The organism is Streptococcus hyovaginalis DSM 12219 (genome assembly GCF_000420785.1).
Classification (GTDB): Bacteria; Bacillota; Bacilli; order Lactobacillales; family Streptococcaceae; genus Streptococcus; species Streptococcus hyovaginalis.
Window position 1 is genome coordinate 140,095 of record NZ_ATVP01000001.1, and the last position, 22,873, is coordinate 162,967.

Here is a 22,873-nt window from a genome sequence, read left to right on the forward strand (position 1 = left end):
CAGATGATAACACCTTATTGGAGGAATTTAACATGAAAAAGGTATTGAAAACATTGGTCACACTTGGAACGGCTTCATTATTATTAGCAGCTTGTTCTCAGTCAGATAATGCATCGGCTTCTAAGGATGCGAAAAAAATTGGTATCCTACAATATGTAGAGCATGAGTCATTAACAGCTGCACGCAAAGGTTTTGAAAAAGGTTTAGCAGCAGAAGGCTACAAGGATGGTAAGGATATCACGATTGCTTATGAAAATGCACAAGGTGATCAAGCTAACCTACAATCCATTTCAGAAAAGTTGGTTTCAGATAATGATTTGGTTTTAGGGATTGCGACACCAGCAGCACAGTCTCTTGTTACGACGACTTCAGACACCCCTATTTTATTCACCGCTGTGACAGATCCAGTTTCTGCTAAGTTGGTCAAATCTATGAAAAATCCGGGCGGTTTAGCAACAGGGACAAGTGATATGTCTCCTATTGACGAACAAGTTAAGTTGGTGCAAGAAGTGATTCCAGATGCTAAAACAGTTGGTATTATGTACACAACAAGTGAACGTAATTCTGAAGTTCAAGTAGAAGAAGCTGAGAAGCTTTTTAAAAAAGCTGGTATTAAAGTCGAAACTAAAGGTATCTCATCGACCAATGATGTGCAAGATACAGCTAAAAGTTTGATGAAAGATGTGGATGTCTTGTTTGTACCGACTGACAATATCATAGCAAGTTCTGTAACGTTGCTAGGAGATTTGTCTAAAGAAACTAAGGTTCCAGTGGTTGGTGGCTCAGCAGATATGGTTGAGAGTGGCGTTCTCTTCTCTTACGGACCTGACTACGAAAAATTGGGTGAGCAGACAGCCAAACTAGCAGTCAAGGTGCTTGAAGGAGAAGACGTTTCAAAACTTTCTGCGGAGTATCCAGATGCTCTAAACGTCGTGGTCAACGAAGAAATGGCTGATAGCCTAGGTGTAGACGTGTCAGCTATCAAAGAAAAATAGGCAGTAGACTAGAAATCGGTAATCGAAGGCTTCATTTGCCGCAGCCACTTACATGCTCATCTTACCTAGCTGGAGGGAAAGTGAGTGTCAAAGTAGTAGGGATAAAAAGCGGATTTTAATGAATGAGTGGGATTGTTTGATGACTCCCGTTGTCCAGTATTAGGGTCTATCACTTTTGTAGCAGTCAATCACTGAAAACTGTTGAACTTTTATCATAGGCGAATAATTTTGGGTCTTTTGTCCTAGTCGTAGCCTGCAACCGTTGGTTTCTTTGGTAAAAAAAGTTGACATCTTTAGATGATTGCGTTACACTTATACCATCATTTAGCAAGGAGAATGTATATGCTGTTACAGACGTTTGCCGATGTGGCTCAAGTAAACATCTATTATTACTTTGGTTTCGTTAGATAAACGTTTGTACCTTATGGATACAAACGGTAGCAGTTTGTATCTATGAGGCTAAAGCATTTTCGATTGTCGTTAGCCGATTAGATGGGATTAGTCTAAGCGGCTATTTTTGAGGAGAATATCCTTTAAGAAACCGGTTAGATAACGCGTCTAATCGGTTTTTATGTTATGAGCGGTAATGGCTCGTGTTCAAATGGGTGAGAAAGAAAGGAAGATTATGATGAAGAAACCTGTTAAACTGTTTATGTCAATTGCAGCATCTGCTCTCTTGTTAGTAGCTTGTTCGCAACAATCAGCTTCAGAAAAAAAGGCTTCAGCTGATGCTCAACATATCGGGATCTTGCAGTATGTCGATTTTGAAACTCTCGATGTTGCTCGCGAAGGATTCGTGGATGAATTAGAAAAAGCCGGTTATAAAGATGGCGATAATGTTGTCATTGATTATCAAAACGCACAAGGTGATCAATCCAACCTTCAGACCATCTCCGAAAAATTGGTGAAAGACAACGATTTGGTGTTGGGGATTGCGACACCAGCGGCACAAGCCTTAACGACCGCATCTAGTGATGTACCAGTTACCTTTACAGCGGTAACAGATCCTGTGTCTGCAAAATTGGTGGAATCTCTAAAAAAACCTGGAGGGAATGCGACAGGAACAACGGACTTGGCTCCAACTCAGGAAAGAATTGATTTACTTAAAAAAGTCATGCCTGATTTGAAAAAAGTTTGCATTATGTACACTACTAATGAACGTAATTCGGAAGTTCAGGTGAAGGAAGCTCAAAAACTCTTTAAAAAAGAAGGCATTGAAGTGGTTACTAAGGGGATTGCATCGACAAATGATGTTCAAGATACAGCTCGTTCCTTGATGAATCAAACCGAAGTTCTCTACATGCCGACGGATAATCTGATTGATAGTTCTATTACTTTGGTGACAGATTTATCCCGTGAAATGAAAGTTCCTGTCTATGCGGCAAATGCTGATTTGGTTGAAAAGGGGGCACTTTTCTCTTATGGTCCAGATTTTGAAGAATTGGGACGCCAAACAGCGCGTCAGGCTATTCGTATCTTGGAAGGTGAAAAGGTATCTGAAGTAGCGATAGAGACACCTGAGAATTTAACGGTTAAGGTTAATGACGATATGGCCAAACTCTTAAAAATAGACATAAGTGCTATTGAAGATAGTAAGGAGTAAAAGGAAAGTAAGATGTTAGACATTGTATTATCAAGTATTTCACAAGGCCTGCTTTGGTCGATTATGGCGATTGGGGTCTTTATGACCTTTCGGATTTTAGATATTGCTGACTTGTCTGCAGAGGGAGCATTTCCTATGGGGGCTGCAGTGACGTCTGTCGCTATTCTGGCGGGATGGCACCCTATTTTAGCGACTCTTGCAGGTTTAGCTGGAGGGATGTTGGTCGGTTTAGTTGCTGGATTCCTTCATACCAAGATGAAAATTCCACCTCTATTGACAGGTATTATTACGCTGACGGGACTTTATTCAACCAATCTCTTGGTTATGGGGCGTTCTAATGTGTCATTATCCATGCAACCAACACTGGTTACAATGTTCCAAGATTTAGGACTTGATAAGACAATGGCGGTTATTGTCATTGGTTTGATCTTTATCGGCTTGGTTATCTTGTCCTTGATGCTCTTTTTAAATACGCAATTGGGGCTTTCTCTACGCGCCACAGGCGATAACATTCATATGGGGCAAGCTAATGGTATTAATGTCAACCAGATGAAGGTTTTAGGTTACATGATTGGGAATGGGCTGATTGCTTTATCAGGTGCCTTGCTTGCTCAGAATAATGGTTACGCTGATTTGAATATGGGTGTTGGTACTATTATTATTGGTTTAGCGTCAGTGATTTTGGCAGAGGTTATTATCAAACATTTGCCTCTAGGCAAACGTCTAGCTTCCATTGTCATGGGATCTGTGATTTATCGTTTGATTATCGTTGTGATATTAACAGCAAATGTTGATGCTCAAATGATTAAGTTAGTCTCTGCAGTCTTACTTGCTGTCATTTTATATATTCCAGAAATTCGTGCAAAATTAGGTGTTAAAACCTCTAAATCATTGACTCAGGAGGAGAAGTAATGAGCTTACTTAGTCTACAAAATGTTCATAAAATATTTGAAAAAGGTACTATTAATGAAAATCATGTGCTTCGTGGGTTGGATTTAGATGTTGAAGAGGGAGATTTCATTTCCATTATCGGAGGTAACGGTGCCGGGAAATCAACATTGCTCAACACGATTGCGGGTGTTGTGCAAATGGATGAGGGTGACATTATGCTAAATGGCAAGTCTATCAAAAAAGACTCTGTCGAGGCTCGTTCCAAACATATTAGTCGTGTCTTCCAGGATCCTCGCATGGGGACTGCAACCAATCTAACCATTGAAGAAAATATGGCGATTGCCTATCTCCGTGGTAAGAAGCGCAGCATTTTCAAGAAAGCTGTGACTGATAAAGAGCGTGAACGCTTCAAAGAGGCTTTAAAAGTGCTTGGTCTTGGTTTAGAAAATCGCTTAAAAACAGATGCGGGCTTCTTATCAGGCGGCCAACGTCAAGCGCTGACTTTATCTATGGCGACTTTAGTCCGTCCAGATATCTTGCTTTTGGATGAACATATCGCGGCCTTGGATCCTAAAACCAGTGACATGGTTATGGCTTTAACGCAAAAAGTAGTCGAAGAACATCAGTTGACGACCTTGATGATCACACACAATATGGAGCATGCTATTACCTATGGTAACCGCTTAGTGATGTTATACCAAGGAAAGATTGTGGTTGATGTCAGAGGTGAGGAGAAGAAAAATCTGACGGTTAGCCAATTGATGGATCTTTTCCATAAAAATTCAGGTCAACAGTTGAATGATGATGCTCTTGTGTTAGGATAAGCTTATAAAATATTAAGAACCAGCCTCGGTAAATTGAGCTGGTTTTTGTTTGACTTGTTATTGGTTTAGAATTTGGCTTATCGCTCATTTACAGTATCAGATTGTTTGTAAATAATCAGAAAATTTTGATATACTAGAAAGATAATAATGTGAAGAGGATTGAATGCATGACAGTTAAAATTGGTTTACTTGGATTTGGGACAGTGGCAAGTGGTGTTCCATACTTGTTGCAAGAAAATCAGAAGAAGATTTTTGATTTAGCAGAGGCAGAGATTGCTATTGGTAAGGTCTTGGTAAAATCATCTGAAGAGGCGCAGCGTTTAGTAGCGCAAGGACACGATTATGATTTTGTGACGGATGTCGAAGCGATCCTTAGTGATGAGTCTATTGCTATTGTGGTGGAATTAATGGGACGTATCGAACCTGCTAAAACCTATATTGCAAAAGCCTTGCAAGCTGGTAAGCATGTGGTATCTGCTAATAAGGATCTGATTGCTTTACACGGCACAGAATTGCTGGCTTTAGCGTCCGAAAATCAAGTATCTTTTGCTTATGAAGCTGCAGTTGCAGGTGGTATTCCCATTTTAAGAACCCTGTCACAATCCCTTATTTCAGATAAAATCACCCGCGTACTAGGTGTTTTGAATGGCACCTCTAACTATATGTTAACGAAAATGGTTGAATCCGGTTGGACTTATCAAGAAGCCTTGGAAAGTGCCCAAGCATTGGGATATGCGGAAAGTGATCCTACTAATGATGTTGAAGGTATTGATGCAGCTTACAAGGTCGCTATTTTGAGTCGCTTTGCCTTTGGAATGGCTATTGATTTTGAGGCTATCCACCATCAAGGTATTGACGTGATTACAGCTAATGATGTGGCAACTGCTAAGGAAATGGGTTACGTCATCAAATTGGTCGGTGATTTGCAAGAAACGGCATCAGGTTTATGGGCTGAAGTTGCACCAACTTTAATTCCGACAAATCACCCCTTGGCTACTGTTAATGATGTTATGAATGCTGTTTATGTAGAATCTATCGGAATTGGACAATCTATGTATTACGGTCCAGGTGCAGGTCAAAAACCGACGGCAACCTCTGTAGTGGCGGATATTATGCAAATCAGTCGGGATATCGTCCAAGATAAAGTTGGTCAACCTTTTAATCGTTTTGACCAACCTAGTCGATTAGCTGATTTGGAGCATGTTTCTCATCGTTATTATCTGTCGGTTCAGGCGCGTGATACGGCGGGACAGTTATCTCATTTAGCGCAATTATTTGAAAAACACGCTATTTCTTTCGATCAAGTTTTACAAGAGAAAGCGAGTCAAGAGGATGCCTTCATCACGGTGATCACACATGAGATTACACGTCAGCAATTGCAAGAGGTGACTAAGGATATTGAAGCGTCGGTCGACTTTGAACTCGGTAACGTCTTTAAAGTATTAGGAGATTAATATGAAAATACGAGTACCAGCAACTTCGGCAAATATTGGACCTGGATTTGATTCGGTAGGGTTAGCGGTCAGTTGTTATTTAACCATTGAAGTTCTTGAATCTTCTGATCATTGGCATATTGATCATCAGTTACCGGGGGTGCCTTCTGATGAGTCTAATCTTCTTTTACGGACAGCTTTGAGTCTTGCCCCTCAGTTGCAACCCCATTATCTCAAAATGTCATCTGACATTCCTCTTGCCAGGGGTCTGGGCTCTTCTTCGTCAGTTATTGTGGCAGGTATCGAGCTGGCGAATCAATTGGCTGACTTGCAATTATCTGATGAAGACAAATTAAGGATAGCAACCAAGATTGAAGGGCATCCTGATAATGTTGCTCCCGCTATTTTTGGTGACTTGGTCATTTCATCTTATCATGATGAGGATCTAAATCATTTGCTTGTTTCTTTTCCGGACTGTGCCTTGGTTGCCTATGTTCCTGATTATGAGCTTAAAACGAGTGATTCACGACGTGTCTTACCTGAAACCTTATCATATAAGGAGGCAGTGGCTGCATCGTCTATTGCTAATATGATGGTTGCTGGCCTGATCGCAGGTGATTGGAAGGTAGCGGGTCAAGCTATTGAACAAGACCGTTTTCATGAACCATATCGTCAAGAGCTTGTTCCAGAGTTTAAGCCTATCAAGGAATTAGCACATCGTTATCAGAGCTATGCGACCTATCTTTCTGGAGCAGGACCAACGGTAATGACTTTTTTACCACAAGAGCATAGCGCTTCATTTATACGGGAGCTGTCACAAGCATTTTCTGGTAATGTCCTAACCTTGACCATTGATCGGGAGGGGGTTACTGTTGACGACTAAAACAAAAGGGCTAATGTTAGCCCTTTCTGCATATTTTTTGTGGGGATTACTGTCGCTGTATTGGAAACAGTTGAGCGCTGTCGGCGCTTACGATATTTTTGCTTACCGGATGTTATGGACAGTTGTTACCATGTTGCTTTATATGCTGATCACGCGTCAGACTCAAAAGTATAGGAGTCAGTTAAAAGAGTTGTATCGTGTTAAAACAACCTTGTGGCGCATGGTGTTAGCGAGTGTTTTTATTACCTTTAATTGGATAGCTTATATTTGGGCTGTTACTCATCATCAAGCAACTGAAGCGAGTTTAGGTTACTATGTTATGCCATTGGTGTCTATTGTGCTGTCAGTGCTGTTTTTAAAGGAGTCACTAACAGGAGCCACTCGTCTTGCTTTGTTATTAGCTGCTGTAGGCGTTGCTATTTTAATTTATCAGACGGGTTCTCTTCCAACAATTACTTTAATTTTGGCATTTAGTTTCGCTTTATATGGTCTGATAAAAAAAGGGATTTCCTTATCCAGTGATGTGGCTATGCTATTTGAGTCAGGCATGATTTTGCCATTGAGTGTACTGTATCTCCTCTTTGGGAGTACAACATCGCTAAGTCAGTTATCACTTCGTGAAACAGTTTTAGTGATCTTGTCTGGAGTCGTAACAGCTATTCCCTTATTGCTCTTTTCAGAAGGGGTTAAGCGAGCTCCTCTTAATCAAGTCGGCTTTATCCAATACATTAATCCTACGATCCAATTGTTAATTGCTGTCTTTTATTTTGGCGAATCAATCAGTTCCGGTGAGTTGTATGGCTTCATTTGTATTTGGCTAGGTGTCCTTGTTTTTATCGTAGGGCAAATAATGTTGATTAAGAAAAGGCATATGTTATGAAAGTGATGGTTGTTTTGTGGCAATTAACCATGCTATAATTAATAAAAAATTAAAAGAGAGGTTAGAGAAAAAGCTTGTATTACCCACAGATGTAGCTTCGTGGTTATACAAGAATACTACTGCATTTAATAAAATCGGTGGTGGAACCTATGCCCATGGAATTGGGGCTTCTTTGAAATCAAGAGGTTATGGCTATGAAGTTCAAAAGAGTGTTGCCGATTTAGAGAATACGTTAAAAATGGGACATCCTGTAATGGCCGCTGTTGGACTTGGTGATTTTGTTTGGTATAGTGGGACACATGAAATTTTACTGCAAGGGTATAATAACGGAAAAACATATGTCCGTGATCCCTATCGTGATTTTTTAAACGGTTGGTATTCGATTAGTGATTTATTCTCCCAACAAAGCTGGAATTCAGCAGATAGAGAATTAGGAACACCATTTATCAAAGTTTTTAAATCATAGTCTATCTATTCAAGAGGTTGTTTTCAGCCTCTTTTTTGATATACTTAGGTTATGACAATTTACACAGAAACGATGACCTATGATGACGGTTTAGATTGGATTCACCAACAACTAAAATTTGGCATAAAGCCTGGTATCAAGCGAATGCAGTGGATGCTGGAACAACTGGGGAACCCTCAGGAGACAATCAAAGGCATTCATGTGGTCGGAACAAACGGCAAAGGTTCAACAGTTAATTACCTAAAGACAATTTTTATGGAGGCTGGTTATGAAGTAGGTACCTTTACGTCTCCTTATATTATGGATTTTCGTGAGCGCATTGCTTTGAATGGCCACATGATTTCCAAGGAAGACCTAGTTGCCCTGCTTGAGATTGTCAAGCCTATTGCGGAGAGGTTACCACTAGAAACTGGTTTTGAGCCTGCTACTGAATTTGAAATCATCACAACAATGATGTTTCTTTATTTTGGGCGTCTACATCCTGTCGATATTGCTATAATTGAGGCAGGATTGGGAGGAACGTTTGACTCGACCAACGTGTTTCATCCTTTGGCGGTTATCTGTACCTCTATTGGTCTGGATCACCAAGACATTTTGGGGCAGGATTATCCTGATATTGCCGCTCAAAAGGTAGGTGTCCTAAAAGAGGGCGTTCCTTTTATCTTTTCAGAAAATAAAGCAGAGGTGAGACAGGTCTTCTACGATAAAGCTGTGCAGACACATAGCCAAGTTTATGAGTTTACAAAAGATTTTATGGTTAGCGGTCGTTCGGATAATTTTACATTTAACTGGCAAGAGACTCAATTGACCGGACTTTCTTTGCAGATGCTAGGGCAGCACCAAGTGACTAATGCCTCATTAGCTATTATGTGTTCACTATTATTAGATGAGGATTATCCCTTAGTCAGTCAAGAAGTCATTGCTTCAGGCTTGTCTAAGGCAAAGTGGCTAGGGCGAACGGAGATGATGTCGTCCAATGTGATGATTGATGGAGCTCATAACAAGGAAAGCGTTGCTGCCTTAATTGATGTTCTAAAAAACAGTTTTCCACATAAAAATATTCACATTTTGTTTTCGGCTATCAAGGGAAAACCAATACATCAGATGTTAGATCAACTCGATCGCATCGGATCGGTTACTGTAACAACTTTCCCTTTCCCAAAGGCTCTTGATTTAGACGATTACCCTCAAACTTATGCTAGTGTGGCAAACTTTCAGGATTGGCTAGCCACTTGTGATACCAGATCAGAAAAAGATTTGTACGTCATTACAGGCTCCTTGTATTTTATCTCGCAAGTCCGACAATACTTGTTAGCAAAACCATGTTATAATAAAACCAGTGAAACGAAGGATAAAAAGGAATGATTAATCAAAAAAAAGCAGAAGAAGCAATCTACAATCTTTTACAGGCTATCGGAGAAGATCCGGAGCGTGAAGGGTTACTCGATACCCCAAAACGTGTCGCTAAAATGTATGCTGAGATGTTCTCGGAGCTTAACAGTGATCCCAGGGAGCAATTCACTGCTGTTTTCTCCGAAGGTCATGAAGAGATGATATTGGTTAAGGATATCCCTTTTTATTCCATGTGCGAGCACCATTTGATTCCTTTTTATGGCGTGGCACATGTTGCTTACTTGCCGAGTGATGGTCGTGTGACGGGATTAAGTAAAGTTGCTCGAGCAGTTGAAGTAGCAGCCCGCCGTCCACAGTTACAGGAGCGCTTGACTGCTCAAGTGGCTAATGCTTTGCAGGAAGCTATGCAACCCAAGGGGGTATATGTCATGCTTGAAGCTGAACACCTTTGTATGACTATGCGAGGTATAAAAAAACCAGGTAGTAAGACAGTGACGACAGTATCACGCGGTATTTATCAAACGGATGTTGAGGCACGTGGTCAAGTGATAGCAATGATAAGGGGAAAATAAAGTGAGAATCGGAAATAGAGATTTCGAAGCCAAAGCAGTTATTATGGGGATTCTAAATGTTACCCCTGATTCATTTTCAGATGGTGGCTCCTATATAACAGTTGATTCTGCTTTGGAGCAAGCTGGCAAGATGATTGAAGCAGGTGTCGATATCATTGATATAGGAGGGGAGTCAACGCGTCCTAATGCCACCTTTGTAACGGCTCAAGATGAAATTGATCGTGTGGTTCCTATTATAAAAGCTATCAAAGCACATTATGATGTCTTGATTAGCATTGATACCTACAAAACGGAAACGGCAAAAGCGGCACTTGAAGCCGGAGCCGATATTTTAAATGACGTTTGGGCGGGTCTTTATGACGGACAGATGATGGCTTTAGCGGCTGAGAAAGGGGTGCCTTATATTTTGATGCATAATCAGGAAAAAGAAGGATACGCTAATGTCACTGAGGAAGTTGCGGCCTTTTTGCAAGAACGGGTGCAAGCGGCTCTTGACAGTGGCATTGCTAAAGAAGCTATCTGGATTGATCCTGGTTTTGGCTTTGCCAAGTCAGCTCAAGATAATGTAGAGCTCTTAAAACATTTGGATAGGATTACAGGATTGGGTTATCCTGTTCTCTTTGGTATTTCGCGAAAACGGACGGTAGATGCTCTTCTTGGCGGTGGCCGTGCCATGGAAGATCGCGATCAGGCAACCGCAGCTTTGTCAGCTTATGCTGTCTTAAAAGGTTGTCAAATGGTTCGTATTCATAACGTTGAGGCTAACAAAGATGTTGTAGCAGTTATTAGTCAATTGATTTAGGAGAAGATGATGGATCAGATTACCTTAACAAATTGCCGCTTCTACGGTTACCATGGCGCTTTAGCAGAAGAGAATCGTCTAGGACAAATCTTTGTGATTTCAGCTAAATTGACTGTCGATCTCTCAGCGGCTTCTTTATCAGATCGCCTGGAGGACACGGTTCATTATGGGATGGTTTTTGACTGTATTAAAAATCAAGCGGAAAATCGTCGCTATCAACTGATTGAACGCTTAGCAGGAGCTATTTGTCAGGATATTTTTGACCAATTTCCCCCAGTCACTGCCATAGATATTGCCATCAGTAAGGAAAATCCACCGATCAATGGTCATTATGATGCTGTAGGTATTCGATTGGAGAGACATAGATGACTAATGTATTTCTGAGTTTAGGATCCAATATGGGAGATAAAAAGGCCTATTTAGAAAAAGCCATTACCTCTCTTAAAAACTTGCCACAGACGACTCTTTTAGGAGTATCTTCATTTTACCAAACAGTAGCCTGGGGCAAAACGGACCAAGATGATTTCATCAATGCGGTTTGTCAGATAGATACTTGCTTAGAGCCGCACGAACTTTTAAAGCAATGTCAAGCGATTGAAAAAAGACTTGGACGAGAGCGTCATGAGCACTGGGGACCAAGAACGATGGATATTGACCTATTATTATATGGTTCGGAAACAATTGATACGGCTGACCTAACAGTTCCTCACCCCTATATGACACAACGTGCCTTTGTTTTGGTACCATTGGCAGAAATAGCGCCGGATCTAATATTTCCTAAGACCAATCAAACTGTCTCGTCCTTATTGTCTGACCTTGTCACTGATGATGTGGTAAAAATCTAAGAAAGTGGTGTTATCTCAAAGGAATTTTGGTATAATGGGGATCGGCTATGCCGATTTTTGTCTGTATGAGGAAACAAAATGTTAGAAGAAATGAAAACGGCTTTATCAGGGATCGATATCCGTGTTGATGAACCCTTAAAGAACTATACCTATACTAAAGTTGGTGGTCCAGCTGATTATTTAGCCTTTCCTAAAAATCGTTTTGAGTTAGTTAGGCTAATTACATTTGCTAATAGTCACGATCTTACGTGGATGGTTCTGGGAAATGCCAGTAACTTAATTGTGCGCGATGGTGGTATTCGTGGTATCGTGATAATGTTTGATCGTCTTAATACGATCACTATAAATGGTTACACGATGGAAGTAGAAGCAGGTGCTAACCTCAAGGAAACAACCAAAGTTGCTCGTGATCATAGCTTGACAGGTTTTGAGTTTGCAGCGGGGATTCCTGGGAGTGTTGGTGGCGCTGTTTTTATGAATGCGGGTGCCTACTGGGGAGAAATTGCTCATGTACTGGTTTCTGCTCAAGTCATGGGGCGTGATGGCAAGATAAAGACACTAGATGATAAGGATATGGCTTTCGGCTATCGCCAATCAGCTTTGCAAAGTTCGGGAGACATTGTTATCTCAGCCAAGTTTGCGCTAAAACCAGGTGACTATACAGCGATCAAGAATGAAATGGATCGTCTTAACCGTTTGCGCTCTTTAAAACAACCGCTGGAATACCCTTCTTGTGGCTCCGTGTTCAAACGTCCAGTAGGGCATTTTGCAGGACAACTTATCACAGAGGCAGGGCTTAAAGGCTATCGAATTGGTGGTGTTGAAGTCTCTAAAAAACACGCAGGCTTTATGATTAATGTTGATCAAGGAAGCGCTAAAGATTACGAGAACCTCATTGCACATGTGATTGACACCGTTAAAAAACATTCGGGAATTACTTTAGAACGTGAAGTTCGGATTATTGGTGAAGAATAGTGGCTAGTAGTTGTTTTAACGCGACTAGTTAATAGCTTAGTTTTCAAAAATAACCATACCCATTGCTACAATAACACATTACAGCTCAGAAAATCTTTTTTCTGAGCTGATTCCAAGTTGTTACTAAGATAAGATTACATAGTTAGAAAATGATGGAGGATTTATGACCATTGACTAATCCAATTATTGCCTTCAAGAATGTCTCAAAAGTATTTGAAGACAATGGCACAACGGTTTTAAAAGACATTAACTTTGAACTAGAAGAAGGGAAATTTTACACGCTTTTAGGCGCTTCTGGATCAGGTAAATCAACAATTCTCAATATTATTGCAGGACTTTTGGATGCCACATCTGGAGATGTCTTACTAGATGGTAAGCGTATCAACGATGTTCCTATTAATAAGCGCGATGTGCATACTGTTTTCCAATCTTATGCCCTTTTCCCACATATGACAGTCTATGAAAATGTGGCTTTTGCGCTAAAATTAAAAAAAGTGGATAAGAAAGAAATCGATCAACGCGTTAAAGATACCTTAAAAATGGTGCAACTTGAAGGTTATGAAAAACGGTCTATTCAAAAATTGTCAGGAGGCCAGCGCCAGCGAGTGGCTATTGCACGCGCCATTATTAACCAGCCTCGTGTGGTCCTCTTGGATGAACCTTTGTCCGCTTTAGATTTAAAGTTACGAACAGAGATGCAGTACGAATTACGCGAACTACAGCAACGTCTAGGAATCACCTTTGTTTTTGTCACGCATGATCAAGAAGAAGCACTGGCTATGAGTGACTGGATTTTTGTGATGAATGAGGGACAGATTGTCCAATCTGGGACACCTGTTGATATTTATGATGAACCCATCAATCACTTTGTTGCAACCTTTATCGGAGAATCTAATATCTTGCCAGGAACTATGATTGAAGATTACCTCGTTGAGTTTAATGGCAAACGATTTGAAGCGGTTGATGGGGGGATGCGTCCGAACGAACCTGTCCAAGTGGTGATTCGTCCAGAGGATTTGCAAATTACCCTACCTGAGGAAGGTAAGTTGCAAGTTAAAGTGGATACCCAGCTTTTCCGAGGTGTTCACTACGAAATCATTGCTTACGATGATTTAGGAAATGAATGGATGATTCACTCAACACGAAAAGCTATTGAAGGTGAAGTGATTGGTCTAGATTTTGAGCCAGAAGATATCCATATCATGCGTCTCAATGAGACCGAAGAAGAGTTTGACGCACGTATTGAAGAATATGTGGAACTTGAAGAAGTGGAAGATGGTTTGATCAATGCCATTGAGGAGGAGCGTCATGAAGAAAACGGCTAGCTTTTTCTCCATTCCCTACTTTTTGTGGGTGCTACTCTTTGTCATGGCTCCAGTTGTCATGATTATTTGGCAGTCTTTCTTTGATATTGAGGGGCAAGCGACATTAGCTAATTACCAAACATTTTTTGGATCCTGGACTTATCTAAAGATGAGTCTCAACTCGGTCTTGTATGCAGGTATTATTACGCTGGTAACACTCTTAATTGCTTATCCTACTGCCTTGATTTTGACACGCCTGAAACACAAGCAATTGTGGTTGATGTTGGTTATTCTGCCAACCTGGGTTAACCTTTTGCTCAAAGCCTACGCTTTTATGGGCATATTCGGCCAACAAGGTAGCGTTAATGCCTTTTTGAGTTTTATGGGCATTGGTCCTCAACAAATTTTATTCACGGATTTCTCCTTTGTGTTTGTGGCCTCTTATATTGAGATTCCTTTTATGATTTTGCCTATATTCAATGCTTTGGACGATATCGATCCTAATATTATTAATGCTAGTCGAGATCTGGGCGCTAATAGTACTCAAACTTTTAGAAGGGTTGTCTTTCCTTTGTCTCTAAATGGTGTGCGTTCAGGAGTTCAATCAGTTTTCATTCCTAGCTTAAGTCTCTTTATGTTGACGCGACTCATCGGTGGTAACCGAGTTATCACACTAGGAACTGCGATTGAACAGCATTTTCTGACAACGCAAAATTGGGGCATGGGTTCAACCATAGGAGTTGTCTTAATCGCTGCCATGTTAATGATTATGTGGGTAACTAAGGAGAGAAAATCATGAAAAAACATGCTAACCTCTATCTGATTTTCGTATTTGTGCTTTTGTATGCGCCGATTTTTTATCTCATCTTTTATTCTTTCAATAAAGGTGGCGATATGAATGGTTTTACAGGTTTTACGTTAGACCATTACAAGGTTATGTTTGAGGATAGTCGCCTCATGTTGATTGTGGCACAAACCTTTTTCCTGGCTTTCTTAAGTTCATTGATTGCTACAGCGATCGGAACTTTTGGTGCTATTTATATCCATGAAAGTAAAAAACGCTATCAAAATGGCATTCTTTCTACCAACAATATCTTGATGGTAGCGCCAGATGTCATGATTGGCGCCTCATTTTTGATTTTATTCACCTATATTAAATTTAAGCTTGGTTTTGCGACGGTATTGCTCAGTCACATTGCCTTTTCAATTCCGATTGTGGTCTTGATGGTTTTACCACGATTGAAGGAAATGAATCAAGATATGATTCATGCCGCTTATGATCTAGGAGCAACGCGTTCTCAAATGTTGCGGGATGTTATGCTTCCATACCTGACTCCTGGAATCATTGCTGGGTATTTTATGGCCTTTACCTATTCTTTGGATGATTTTGCGGTTACTTTTTTCGTGACAGGAAATGGCTTTTCAACCTTGTCTGTTGAGATTTATTCGCGAGCTCGCCAAGGGATTTCTTTAGACATCAATGCCTTGTCAACAGTCGTCTTTTTCTTTAGTATTTTGTTGGTTATTGGCTATTACTTCATTTCCCAAGACAAGGAGGCAAAAAATGCGTAAACTGAATTCTTTTTTGGTGGGGATCTGCGCGATTATTGTCATTCTATGGGGAACGAGTTTTGTCTTACAAAGGCAGTCTGGAAGCGTTTCGGATAAACTGGTGATTTACAACTGGGGAGATTATATTGATCCTGAACTGTTAGCTAAATTTACCAAAGAGACAGGTATTGAGGTACAGTACGAGACTTTTGATTCCAATGAAGCCATGTATACCAAAATTAATCAAGGCGGTACGACCTACGATATCGCTGTTCCGAGTGACTATACCATTGATAAAATGATCAAGGAAGGCTTGTTACTGAAACTAGATAAAGGAAAGATCAAGGGATTGGAAAACATTGGACCAGAATTTTTGGGAATGAGCTTTGATCTAGAAAATGATTATTCCATCCCTTATTTCTGGGGTACCGTCGGCATTGTTTATAATAAAAAACAATTAGATACCTATCCTGAACACTGGGAAGATCTTTGGAAACCAGAGTATAAGGATAGTATCATGATGGTTGATGGTGCTAGAGAAGTCCTAGGTTTGGGGCTTAATAGTTTAGGATACAGTTTGAACTCTAAAAACATGTCACAACTGCGCCAAGCCGAGCAGCATTTGAACGATCTGACACCAAATATCAAAGCCCTTGTGGGTGATGAATTAAAGGGTTACATGATCCAAGGTGATGCCCCTATTGGTGTGACCTTCTCAGGGGAAGCCAGTGAAATGCTTTATGAAAATGAAGACTTGGTTTATGTGGTACCGACAGAAGGTTCTAATCTCTGGTTCGACAATATGGTCATCCCTAAAACAGCTAAACACATTGATGAAGCTTATGCCTTTATTAATTTTATGTTAGAGCCAGAGAATGCCGCACAGAATGCAGAATATATCGGTTATTCAACCCCTAATACATCGGCCAAGGAGCTATTGCCTGATGAAATTAAAAATGATACGGCCTTCTATCCCACTCAAGAAACGATTGATCGTTTAGAAGTTTATGATAATCTTGGTCAAAAATGGTTAGGCATTTACAATGATCTGTACTTGCAAATCAAAATGTACCGTAAATAGGAAAGCATCCCTATAGCATAGCGCTAATCGATCATGATGTCATTTCTCGATTAAGATTGAAGAGAAAAGTTGATATGACAATGAGTGTAAATTGATGCTTATATTGAAGCACACTCTCTTTTTTAGTGTAGTCGAAAAGAGAGTGTTGTTTTTTTGTTACTTTCCAGACTAAGAGGACGATCGAAAGAAGCTTCGCCTAACGGAGATAAAAGCTATTTTATGAATCATTTCATTTTGAAAATCTTCTAGAGAAGCTAAAATGTTAATTCTTTAGTGTGTTATGATCAATCCTTTCCGCTCTCTTATATGCTGAGGACTTGTTCGAGGGTGAGATAACAAATTGGAAGATTTTACACTAAACAGGCTTGGCATACCGTTTTAGGCAAACAATTTGGAGACAGAGGAGCTTCGCAAGCTTCAAAAAATGTTGCTCTTCAGACTAGATGCTTCGAGTAAGGTTATCTTGATCGGGGAGGAACTATTAATTTTAGTGATCTGTGTACAACTGTTATTTTATGCTCTTTTTTGCATTTAATGACTAAAAAAAGACATTTCGTGATTTGTCTATTCTCTTTTTGAGGGCATGTAGTATACTTAATACATAAGGACATGAGACATTTCTCTCTCAAAATCTCCCCTAAATACTCTCTCTCTACTAAAACATTTAGGAACTCTTAACTCTAAAATTAGAGTCTCATGTCTTACTATTTCTCTCTAGTCTCAATTCTCCACTGAGACGAAGGGGTTGGAATATTCCGACCTCTTTTTTTTTGACTTTCTGTTAACTGTGGAGAATTATAGTGATCTGGTGAGAAGATAGAACAAGTGCCTTTTTCTAGGTGTTCAATACTATTTGCATCTGTGTCGTAAGACTTTTATCTTGCATCAACCCAATGTGATTCACATCTTGCCCTTGATAAGAGTATTAATGATGTTTAAATTGGCACTTGACTAAGACCGTTAAATGGTATTGATTCTTGCTCGTATACTTTAGAAATGTCTTAAAAACAGTTTGACAATTGAACAGCTTAATTAAGTCGAAGAATGGATCGGTTGCTTTCTAGGTTATGAAATGGCCTTATCACTTGATATAAGGAGAGAGGATATTGCTCTTTTAAAAAAAGAGTTTAGGCAATTGAAGGTGACCTAATAATCAGATACTGTGATCAGTGTAATAAATAGCAGATGCGCTAAGATAACTAGGATTATGAGGTGATTAAAATGGTCTATTGTGAGGTTTTCTGAATCTTAAAAATATGATATGATAAGGTCATTGTTTGGAGGAAAAGAGATGATTAGAAGAGCTAATGAAGCGGATATTCCAAGAATTCAAGAACTTTTGGGTCAAATCTTAAGGGTTCACCATGAGGTTAGGCCAGATATTTTTAAAGCTCAAGGGAGTAAATTCACGTCTCAAGAACTGCTTGATGTGATCAAAGATCCTAAGAAACCTGTGTTTGTTTATGAAGATGCCCAGGGAAATGTTCTCGGACATTTATTTCTTATCCTTCGAGAAGCTAAAGGGGGAGCATTGCAGCCTATTAGAACGCTATTTATTGATGATCTTTGTGTGGATCAAGAGTCGCGTGGTCTTGGTGTTGGCGAGCAACTTTATCAGTTTGCCTTGGCTAAAGCTAGAGAATATGGTTGTTACCATCTGACATTAAACGTATGGAACGCTAACGAGGGTGCGGTTCGTTTTTATGAGCGAATGGGGATGAGACCACAAGAGATGCATATGGAAACGATCATTGGTTTTCCAGGAGGTATCGGATTAAACGATGGAGACCTTGATTGATTATGTTTTAGCAAATGGGCAGATCACATTTGATGACAAGCCCTTAACCCTATTGGATTTTGCTCTTTTTAACGAATTAGGCTATCTCCAACTGATTGAACATCTACCAAACGACTGGAGGAAGCAAGATGAAATTTGCATTCACGACTTAGCGCCTCTTTTTCACGAGTCAAAGCAGGCTATACAGTTTACTTTTTTGAATACCAAGGAACGGATTGCACTTTTTGAAGCTTTTTTAAGAGCAAAACGTTACCGTCATGTGACCATTAGTCATTATATTAACGATGTCAATACAGAATTTGAACGACAGTTTGCGGCTGTGGTTTTCTCTATCCCAGAGTTAAAGACGCATCAGATTGTTTTTCGCGGCACTGACGATAGTTTGATTGGTTGGAAGGAAGATTTTAAACTCACTTATATGCGTGAGATTCCAGCCCAAAGGGCAGCTGTTGTTTACCTGAGAACCATCCTACCAACTTTATCAGGTGAAGTCATAGTGTCGGGACATTCTAAGGGAGGCAACTTGGCAGTATATGCTGCGGCAAATGTGAGTGAAGACATGCAGAATCGCTTGTCATTGATTTACATGCTAGATGCACCAGGTTTCAGGAAAATGTTTTTGGAATCGTCGGGTTATCGTCGAGTGTCTGGTAAAATTGTCTCTATCAAACCTCATGAATCTGTCGTCGGTGTCATGCTCACATCAGATAAAATTTCTTTGATAGTAGCTTCCAAAGAGAAGGGGATGGCTCAGCATTTACTGCTCAATTGGGGTGTTGACAGAGAGACAGACAGTTTCTTGGGTTTGGAACAACTGTCACCTATGAGTCAGAAGTTAGAAAAAACATTTGCCATTTGGAACCAAAGATTGTCTCATTACGAGTTAAAGCATCTATTTGATTTGCTATTTGATTTACTCATTGAAGAGGGCGTCTCTAGTTTAGATGATCTCTCAGGGAAACACCCTTTAGAATTGCGAAAACATTTAGAAGTGTATCGGCAGCTAACTCCTCAGCAAAGGCGCTTATTTGTCAAAGCTTTCAACCTATTTATTCTTGCATACCGATCAAGTAAACTTCCTAAAGTGAAAGCAGACAAAGAGTTGCTTAGATTGCCGGAATTTTTCAATCGTCAGAAATAATCGAAAAAGGGCTTTTTATATTGGCGTGAGTAAGGATGCCAACGAGATAAAAAAAGTTCTTCAAAAAGTCTTTATTCCTGTGACACACTAGATTAGTCTGTTAGGCAGGCTTAAGGTCGAAATAAGAGAACCAAAGTTGATGTCAAGACGATCTGTCCCTGGATAGCTTAGTTTTCTTATTTTTTAAGCCTTATCCTGTGTCGCTCTATCAGTATGAGATAGATTGTTGGGAGTTTGGCGATGAGAGGAACAGCGTTCGTGTCAAGATAGTCTGGGAATCGATGGGTTTAAGACATAGAGCGAGAGCAAACGTCGTATAGGTATGATCGAGAGCGTAATGTGGTAAGTAATGACGCTTGCAATGCAATACTGATTTCCGACTTAACAAGATTTATGATTTTTTTAACCATCAATCGCTGCGTCAATGTGTTTTTTCTAGCAGAATAGTAGATCTCGGACTTGAGTTTAGGATTTTAGGAGAGTCAAAAAATAAAGAGGCTGGGCAAAAATTTGTCCGGCCTCAAGTTACATGATCATAGGGGATTATGCGTTATAGAAACACATTTTGAAAATGTGAATGAGAGTCACTAAGTTTGGGCTTAATCGGTGGAGTTACTGCCAATGTTATTCTTGATTTTTACGGCTCATTATAGTGATTGACGTTGTCCAAGGAGTGTTTTAATACTCAAAAGCATACAGCCTGCAAAAATATAGGTTATCAAAATCACTAGCGTATTTTGTCCCACTTGCATCCACCCATACTTAGTGACATTAATGAAGAAATAAGCGAACGGACTATCTTCTGCTCCCGGAATGGGAAGTTTCAAGACAAGACCGTTGAACAATGCAAAAATAAAATAAAGAAGTGGAGCGGCTGTCCACCAAATGGGATCAAACCAGCGATACATTTTTGTACGATCCAGAACTAACGTATCAATAATAAAGCCAACGGGGACAATATAATGCACTAAGAAATTTCGCAGGTTCCAAAATTCTTTAGGATCCTCTACCAGAGGAGCCAACATAAAATGGTAAACCATAAAAGTAATGGTAATAGCCATGGTGACTGCAGCCTTGGCACGTAGGGTCTGTTTATCAATAATTGGCCCACTTTTTCCTTCTTTATAGACAAGATAAAAAAGGAAACTAATCACCAAAATATTGGATAGTACGGTATAGTAAAGCAGCATTCCCCAACCATCTTGGTAAATTTGTAGAGAAATACCAAGGAGACCTAGAAGGGCTAGTAAAAGACGATAGAAGCGTATTTTAGACATGAGATTCCTTTCCATATTCAGCACTAGTTTACTGTCTTTTAACGAAAATTTCAAGGAAATCTTTGCATAAATCAACAGGTTTTCAGAAAAAGATCCAATAATAGTGCTTGTATCTTTCTTAAAACTTAAAAAAAGTGGAAGCTTTCAAAGGTATATTTGCTATAGATCTTAGTATCGCATATCTATGAAAGACGATCTGTCGATTAAAGAAGTTTTAGAGTATGTATTCCCTTACGAGATGGTTTTATTAATACGAGATTTTTGAAAAGTCATGCTGTAACAGATGGTTGCTTTACTGTTTCCTCTGAAGATATGCCAAAGTATGATATAAGAGCGATGGTTTCTGAAATAAATCGATTAGGTAGAGCTCTGACAGATGATAAGGCAGAAAAATTTATCATCGCTTAAATCAATTTTAACTATAAATATCAGACGGAAATTTTCGCAATCCGTCTTTTTTCATGTCCCAAGTTTTGGAGCCATTCAAAACAGCATAGCTCAAAAATACAGAGCTCATAGCAGTTGCTAGTCTTAAAATTTTGAAATGATGAATAAGCTAAAAAAGAAGCCCTTTTCAGAGCTTCTTTGGGGACTTTTAAATGATTTAATTCATTTAAAAAATATTTCTGGTAATCAAGATATTGTCAAATCAATGCTTCTTGGTTTAAGTCTTCTATATCTATTATTCCCACTCAATGAGTATAGGTTTAGCTTCTAAAAGCCCGTTGTTATTGCGTTTGTGAGGTGTCTCCGCTATTTTGGAGACAGTTCTGGCGACAATTGTTTCACGGCTTGATTACCAGTGAAAGTGAACTGCTTACTTGGTGTGGTTGTTATTGTGATAACACCTGCCATAGATTCGGCGACACCATCATCAATCCCTCGCCATAAATGAGCGTAATGCTTGAGCGTGATTTCTGGCGAGCTGTGCTCGAGTCGTTTGTAAACAATCAAGACAGAAGCATTGATTTCATTAATTAGAAAGCTAACATGACTATGTCTTAGCCCTTTGGCTTGAATCACGGGAACACCCGCCAACTTGGCATAGCGTGCAATGATTCTACCGATGGTTGACTTAATCATAGGTAAACCATCATATGAGAAAATGAAATCCATGTCTCCATACTGTGCTTGGTGTTCCTTCCAGACTCTCAAAACTTCAAGTGTATCATCATCCAAGGTCAGGACGCTTTTTCCATATACTGTTTTGTTATGATTCTTCCGCTTGTAGTTTTTTCTGCTTTTCGTGATAAGCATGTGATGAACCCTAAGCTGTTTCTTGTCAAAATCAACGTCATTCCACCAAAGGGCTGTACCCTCGTTTACTCTAATGCCCGTCATGTAGTAAACCCACAACATGACGAAGCACAAGTGCTCATAGAAATCCTCAACATAGATTTTTGACAGAACTTTTTCAAATTCATCTTTCGTCCAGTAAGCCACATCCGTTTTACCTTTAGGGATGAACTTTACTTGTTGGGCGATATTCTTATCAAGATAATTTAGGGTAACGGCAAATTCAACTATTTTCTTCAACATCCCGAAGACCATGGAAGTGTAGGATTGGGCATAAGCCCCACCATTTTTATCCAAAAGCCAAGTCCTGAAAAACTGCACATCATGCAGGGTAATCTTCTGTAGTAGTTTCTTCCCAAAGCGTGCAAGCAAGATTTTCAAAGTTGGATTCCGTGATTCAAATGTGTCCCCTGTCACTTCCGTTTTGTAGTGCGGAATGTAGTCATTATTCATGAATTGTTCAAAGGTCATGCCATAATCTGAATAGCCTTGAGTTTGTAGAAAATTATTTTTAACCCGAATGGCTTCGGTATAGGCTTCCTTGGCTGACTCAAATTTCTTTCCTGACTGTGACTTGCGACCTTTGCGTTTGATACGTTTTCCTGTGATTTTGTCCGTACCTAAACTTACCTCATAATAGAATTGCCCTTTGTTGTCTTGATAGACATCTTGGTAGCTAGTTTTTGGCAAATTATTTATCCTCTTTTTCGGATAACTCCACGTCACCGATAACGGATTTTACTGCCTGCAAGGGAGCAACTGAAACCCGTCGTCCCGCATAAAACTCATACCCTTGTTGTACCATAAAACGCTTGGCTTGTCTAAGGATAGAGGAAGCAGTATAAGGGCCAAATCCTGCCCTGACAAGCATTTCCCTATCCACTAAAGTCTTACACATCATCA

23 protein-coding genes are annotated in these 22,873 nt (G+C 39.8%); 20 read left to right on the plus strand and 3 right to left on the minus strand.

From position 1 onward, the window contains the following. Positions 1-32: 32 nt before the first annotated feature. From G574_RS0100735 to G574_RS0100830, 20 genes are all read left to right on the plus strand, one after another. The gene (locus G574_RS0100735; protein ID WP_029690513.1) at positions 33-995 is read left to right on the plus strand and encodes an ABC transporter substrate-binding protein; all 963 of its coding nucleotides are present in this window, start codon (positions 33-35) and stop codon (positions 993-995) included. Between the two features lie 628 nt (positions 996-1,623). Continuing rightward, a complete protein-coding gene (locus tag G574_RS0100740) occupies positions 1,624-2,598 on the plus strand; it encodes an ABC transporter substrate-binding protein (protein WP_029690514.1) in 975 nt (324 codons plus the stop codon). Positions 2,599-2,610: 12 nt separating this feature from the next. Further along, positions 2,611-3,510 carry an ABC transporter permease gene (locus G574_RS0100745; protein ID WP_029690515.1) on the plus strand — a complete coding sequence of 300 codons (900 nt, stop codon included), beginning with the start codon at positions 2,611-2,613 and terminating at the stop codon, positions 3,508-3,510. Then, a complete protein-coding gene (locus G574_RS0100750; RefSeq protein WP_029690516.1) occupies positions 3,510-4,313 on the plus strand; it encodes an ABC transporter ATP-binding protein in 804 nt (267 codons plus the stop codon). The genes G574_RS0100745 and G574_RS0100750 overlap by 1 nt, the downstream gene beginning before the upstream one ends. A gap of 167 nt (positions 4,314-4,480) precedes the next feature. Next, a complete protein-coding gene (locus tag G574_RS0100755; RefSeq protein WP_029690517.1) occupies positions 4,481-5,767 on the plus strand; it encodes a homoserine dehydrogenase in 1,287 nt (428 codons plus the stop codon). A 1-nt stretch (position 5,768) separates the two neighbouring features. After that, positions 5,769-6,629, plus strand: coding sequence for a homoserine kinase (thrB, locus tag G574_RS0100760; RefSeq protein ID WP_029690518.1), 861 nt, complete (start codon positions 5,769-5,771; stop codon positions 6,627-6,629). Positions 6,630-6,642: 13 nt separating this feature from the next. Continuing rightward, on the plus strand, positions 6,643-7,509 hold the full coding sequence (gene rarD / locus G574_RS0100765; protein ID WP_029690519.1) for an EamA family transporter RarD: 867 nt from the start codon (positions 6,643-6,645) through the stop codon (positions 7,507-7,509). Between the two features lie 16 nt (positions 7,510-7,525). Then, positions 7,526-7,975, plus strand: a complete 450-nt coding sequence (locus tag G574_RS0100770) for a C39 family peptidase (protein WP_051130507.1) — start codon at positions 7,526-7,528, stop codon at positions 7,973-7,975. Between the two features lie 72 nt (positions 7,976-8,047). Further along, complete coding sequence (locus G574_RS0100775; protein WP_029690521.1) at positions 8,048-9,340, plus strand: bifunctional folylpolyglutamate synthase/dihydrofolate synthase; 1,293 nt, start codon at positions 8,048-8,050, stop codon at positions 9,338-9,340. Beyond that, complete coding sequence (gene folE, locus G574_RS0100780; protein ID WP_029690522.1) at positions 9,337-9,900, plus strand: GTP cyclohydrolase I FolE; 564 nt, start codon at positions 9,337-9,339, stop codon at positions 9,898-9,900. Before G574_RS0100775 ends, folE begins: the two co-directional genes overlap by 4 nt. Positions 9,901-9,943: 43 nt before the next feature. Further along, on the plus strand, positions 9,944-10,702 hold the full coding sequence (folP, locus tag G574_RS0100785; protein ID WP_156828090.1) for a dihydropteroate synthase: 759 nt from the start codon (positions 9,944-9,946) through the stop codon (positions 10,700-10,702). Between the two features lie 9 nt (positions 10,703-10,711). Next, positions 10,712-11,071 carry a dihydroneopterin aldolase gene (folB, locus tag G574_RS0100790; protein ID WP_029690524.1) on the plus strand — a complete coding sequence of 120 codons (360 nt, stop codon included), beginning with the start codon at positions 10,712-10,714 and terminating at the stop codon, positions 11,069-11,071. Continuing rightward, on the plus strand, positions 11,068-11,547 hold the full coding sequence (gene folK, locus G574_RS0100795) for a 2-amino-4-hydroxy-6-hydroxymethyldihydropteridine diphosphokinase (RefSeq protein ID WP_029690525.1): 480 nt from the start codon (positions 11,068-11,070) through the stop codon (positions 11,545-11,547). Before folB ends, folK begins: the two co-directional genes overlap by 4 nt. A 78-nt stretch (positions 11,548-11,625) precedes the next feature. Continuing rightward, positions 11,626-12,522 carry a UDP-N-acetylmuramate dehydrogenase gene (gene murB / locus G574_RS0100800; protein WP_029690526.1) on the plus strand — a complete coding sequence of 299 codons (897 nt, stop codon included), beginning with the start codon at positions 11,626-11,628 and terminating at the stop codon, positions 12,520-12,522. 170 nt (positions 12,523-12,692) lie between these two features. Continuing rightward, complete coding sequence (locus G574_RS0100805; protein ID WP_029690527.1) at positions 12,693-13,847, plus strand: ABC transporter ATP-binding protein; 1,155 nt, start codon at positions 12,693-12,695, stop codon at positions 13,845-13,847. Next, positions 13,831-14,625 carry an ABC transporter permease gene (locus G574_RS0100810; RefSeq protein ID WP_029690528.1) on the plus strand — a complete coding sequence of 265 codons (795 nt, stop codon included), beginning with the start codon at positions 13,831-13,833 and terminating at the stop codon, positions 14,623-14,625. The genes G574_RS0100805 and G574_RS0100810 overlap by 17 nt, the downstream gene beginning before the upstream one ends. Continuing rightward, entirely contained in the window at positions 14,622-15,398 is a 777-nt protein-coding gene (locus tag G574_RS0100815; RefSeq protein ID WP_029690529.1) for an ABC transporter permease, read from the plus strand. Before G574_RS0100810 ends, G574_RS0100815 begins: the two co-directional genes overlap by 4 nt. Further along, positions 15,391-16,458: an ABC transporter substrate-binding protein gene (locus G574_RS0100820; RefSeq protein WP_029690530.1), complete on the plus strand. Its 1,068-nt coding sequence runs from the start codon at positions 15,391-15,393 to the stop codon at positions 16,456-16,458. Before G574_RS0100815 ends, G574_RS0100820 begins: the two co-directional genes overlap by 8 nt. A 1,291-nt stretch (positions 16,459-17,749) precedes the next feature. Then, positions 17,750-18,256 carry a GNAT family N-acetyltransferase gene (locus G574_RS0100825; RefSeq protein ID WP_051130508.1) on the plus strand — a complete coding sequence of 169 codons (507 nt, stop codon included), beginning with the start codon at positions 17,750-17,752 and terminating at the stop codon, positions 18,254-18,256. After that, on the plus strand, positions 18,240-19,397 hold the full coding sequence (locus G574_RS0100830) for an Mbeg1-like protein (RefSeq protein WP_029690532.1): 1,158 nt from the start codon (positions 18,240-18,242) through the stop codon (positions 19,395-19,397). The genes G574_RS0100825 and G574_RS0100830 overlap by 17 nt, the downstream gene beginning before the upstream one ends. A 647-nt stretch (positions 19,398-20,044) precedes the next feature. Here the strand turns inward: G574_RS0100830 and G574_RS0100835 are convergent. From G574_RS0100835 to G574_RS0100845, 3 genes are all read right to left on the minus strand, one after another. Beyond that, positions 20,045-20,674, minus strand: a complete 630-nt coding sequence (locus G574_RS0100835) for a Pr6Pr family membrane protein (RefSeq protein ID WP_029690533.1) — start codon at positions 20,672-20,674, stop codon at positions 20,045-20,047. 753 nt (positions 20,675-21,427) lie between these two features. After that, positions 21,428-22,660, minus strand: a complete 1,233-nt coding sequence (locus G574_RS0100840) for a tyrosine-type recombinase/integrase (protein WP_029690534.1) — start codon at positions 22,658-22,660, stop codon at positions 21,428-21,430. Between the two features lies 1 nt (position 22,661). Then, positions 22,662-22,868, minus strand: a complete 207-nt coding sequence (locus tag G574_RS0100845; protein WP_029690535.1) for a DUF3173 family protein — start codon at positions 22,866-22,868, stop codon at positions 22,662-22,664. Positions 22,869-22,873: the final 5 nt, after the last annotated feature.

Bases quoted from the DNA above. Each gene is read 5' to 3' on its own strand.
- G574_RS0100735 (WP_029690513.1), top strand. From the start codon at position 33: ATGAAAAAGGTATTGAAAACATTGGTCACACTTGGAACGGCTTCATTA.
- G574_RS0100740 (WP_029690514.1), top strand. From the start codon at position 1,624: ATGAAGAAACCTGTTAAACTGTTTATGTCAATTGCAGCATCTGCTCTC.
- G574_RS0100745 (WP_029690515.1), top strand. From the start codon at position 2,611: ATGTTAGACATTGTATTATCAAGTATTTCACAAGGCCTGCTTTGGTCG.
- G574_RS0100750 (WP_029690516.1), top strand. From the start codon at position 3,510: ATGAGCTTACTTAGTCTACAAAATGTTCATAAAATATTTGAAAAAGGT.
- G574_RS0100755 (WP_029690517.1), top strand. From the start codon at position 4,481: ATGACAGTTAAAATTGGTTTACTTGGATTTGGGACAGTGGCAAGTGGT.
- thrB (WP_029690518.1), top strand. From the start codon at position 5,769: ATGAAAATACGAGTACCAGCAACTTCGGCAAATATTGGACCTGGATTT.
- rarD (WP_029690519.1), top strand. From the start codon at position 6,643: ATGTTAGCCCTTTCTGCATATTTTTTGTGGGGATTACTGTCGCTGTAT.
- G574_RS0100775 (WP_029690521.1), top strand. From the start codon at position 8,048: ATGACCTATGATGACGGTTTAGATTGGATTCACCAACAACTAAAATTT.
- folE (WP_029690522.1), top strand. From the start codon at position 9,337: ATGATTAATCAAAAAAAAGCAGAAGAAGCAATCTACAATCTTTTACAG.
- folP (WP_156828090.1), top strand. From the start codon at position 9,944: ATGGGGATTCTAAATGTTACCCCTGATTCATTTTCAGATGGTGGCTCC.
- folB (WP_029690524.1), top strand. From the start codon at position 10,712: ATGGATCAGATTACCTTAACAAATTGCCGCTTCTACGGTTACCATGGC.
- folK (WP_029690525.1), top strand. From the start codon at position 11,068: ATGACTAATGTATTTCTGAGTTTAGGATCCAATATGGGAGATAAAAAG.
- murB (WP_029690526.1), top strand. From the start codon at position 11,626: ATGTTAGAAGAAATGAAAACGGCTTTATCAGGGATCGATATCCGTGTT.
- G574_RS0100810 (WP_029690528.1), top strand. From the start codon at position 13,831: ATGAAGAAAACGGCTAGCTTTTTCTCCATTCCCTACTTTTTGTGGGTG.
- G574_RS0100815 (WP_029690529.1), top strand. From the start codon at position 14,622: ATGAAAAAACATGCTAACCTCTATCTGATTTTCGTATTTGTGCTTTTG.
- G574_RS0100820 (WP_029690530.1), top strand. From the start codon at position 15,391: ATGCGTAAACTGAATTCTTTTTTGGTGGGGATCTGCGCGATTATTGTC.
- G574_RS0100825 (WP_051130508.1), top strand. From the start codon at position 17,750: ATGATTAGAAGAGCTAATGAAGCGGATATTCCAAGAATTCAAGAACTT.
- G574_RS0100830 (WP_029690532.1), top strand. From the start codon at position 18,240: ATGGAGACCTTGATTGATTATGTTTTAGCAAATGGGCAGATCACATTT.
- G574_RS0100835 (WP_029690533.1), bottom strand. From the start codon at position 20,674: ATGTCTAAAATACGCTTCTATCGTCTTTTACTAGCCCTTCTAGGTCTC.
- G574_RS0100845 (WP_029690535.1), bottom strand. From the start codon at position 22,868: ATGTGTAAGACTTTAGTGGATAGGGAAATGCTTGTCAGGGCAGGATTT.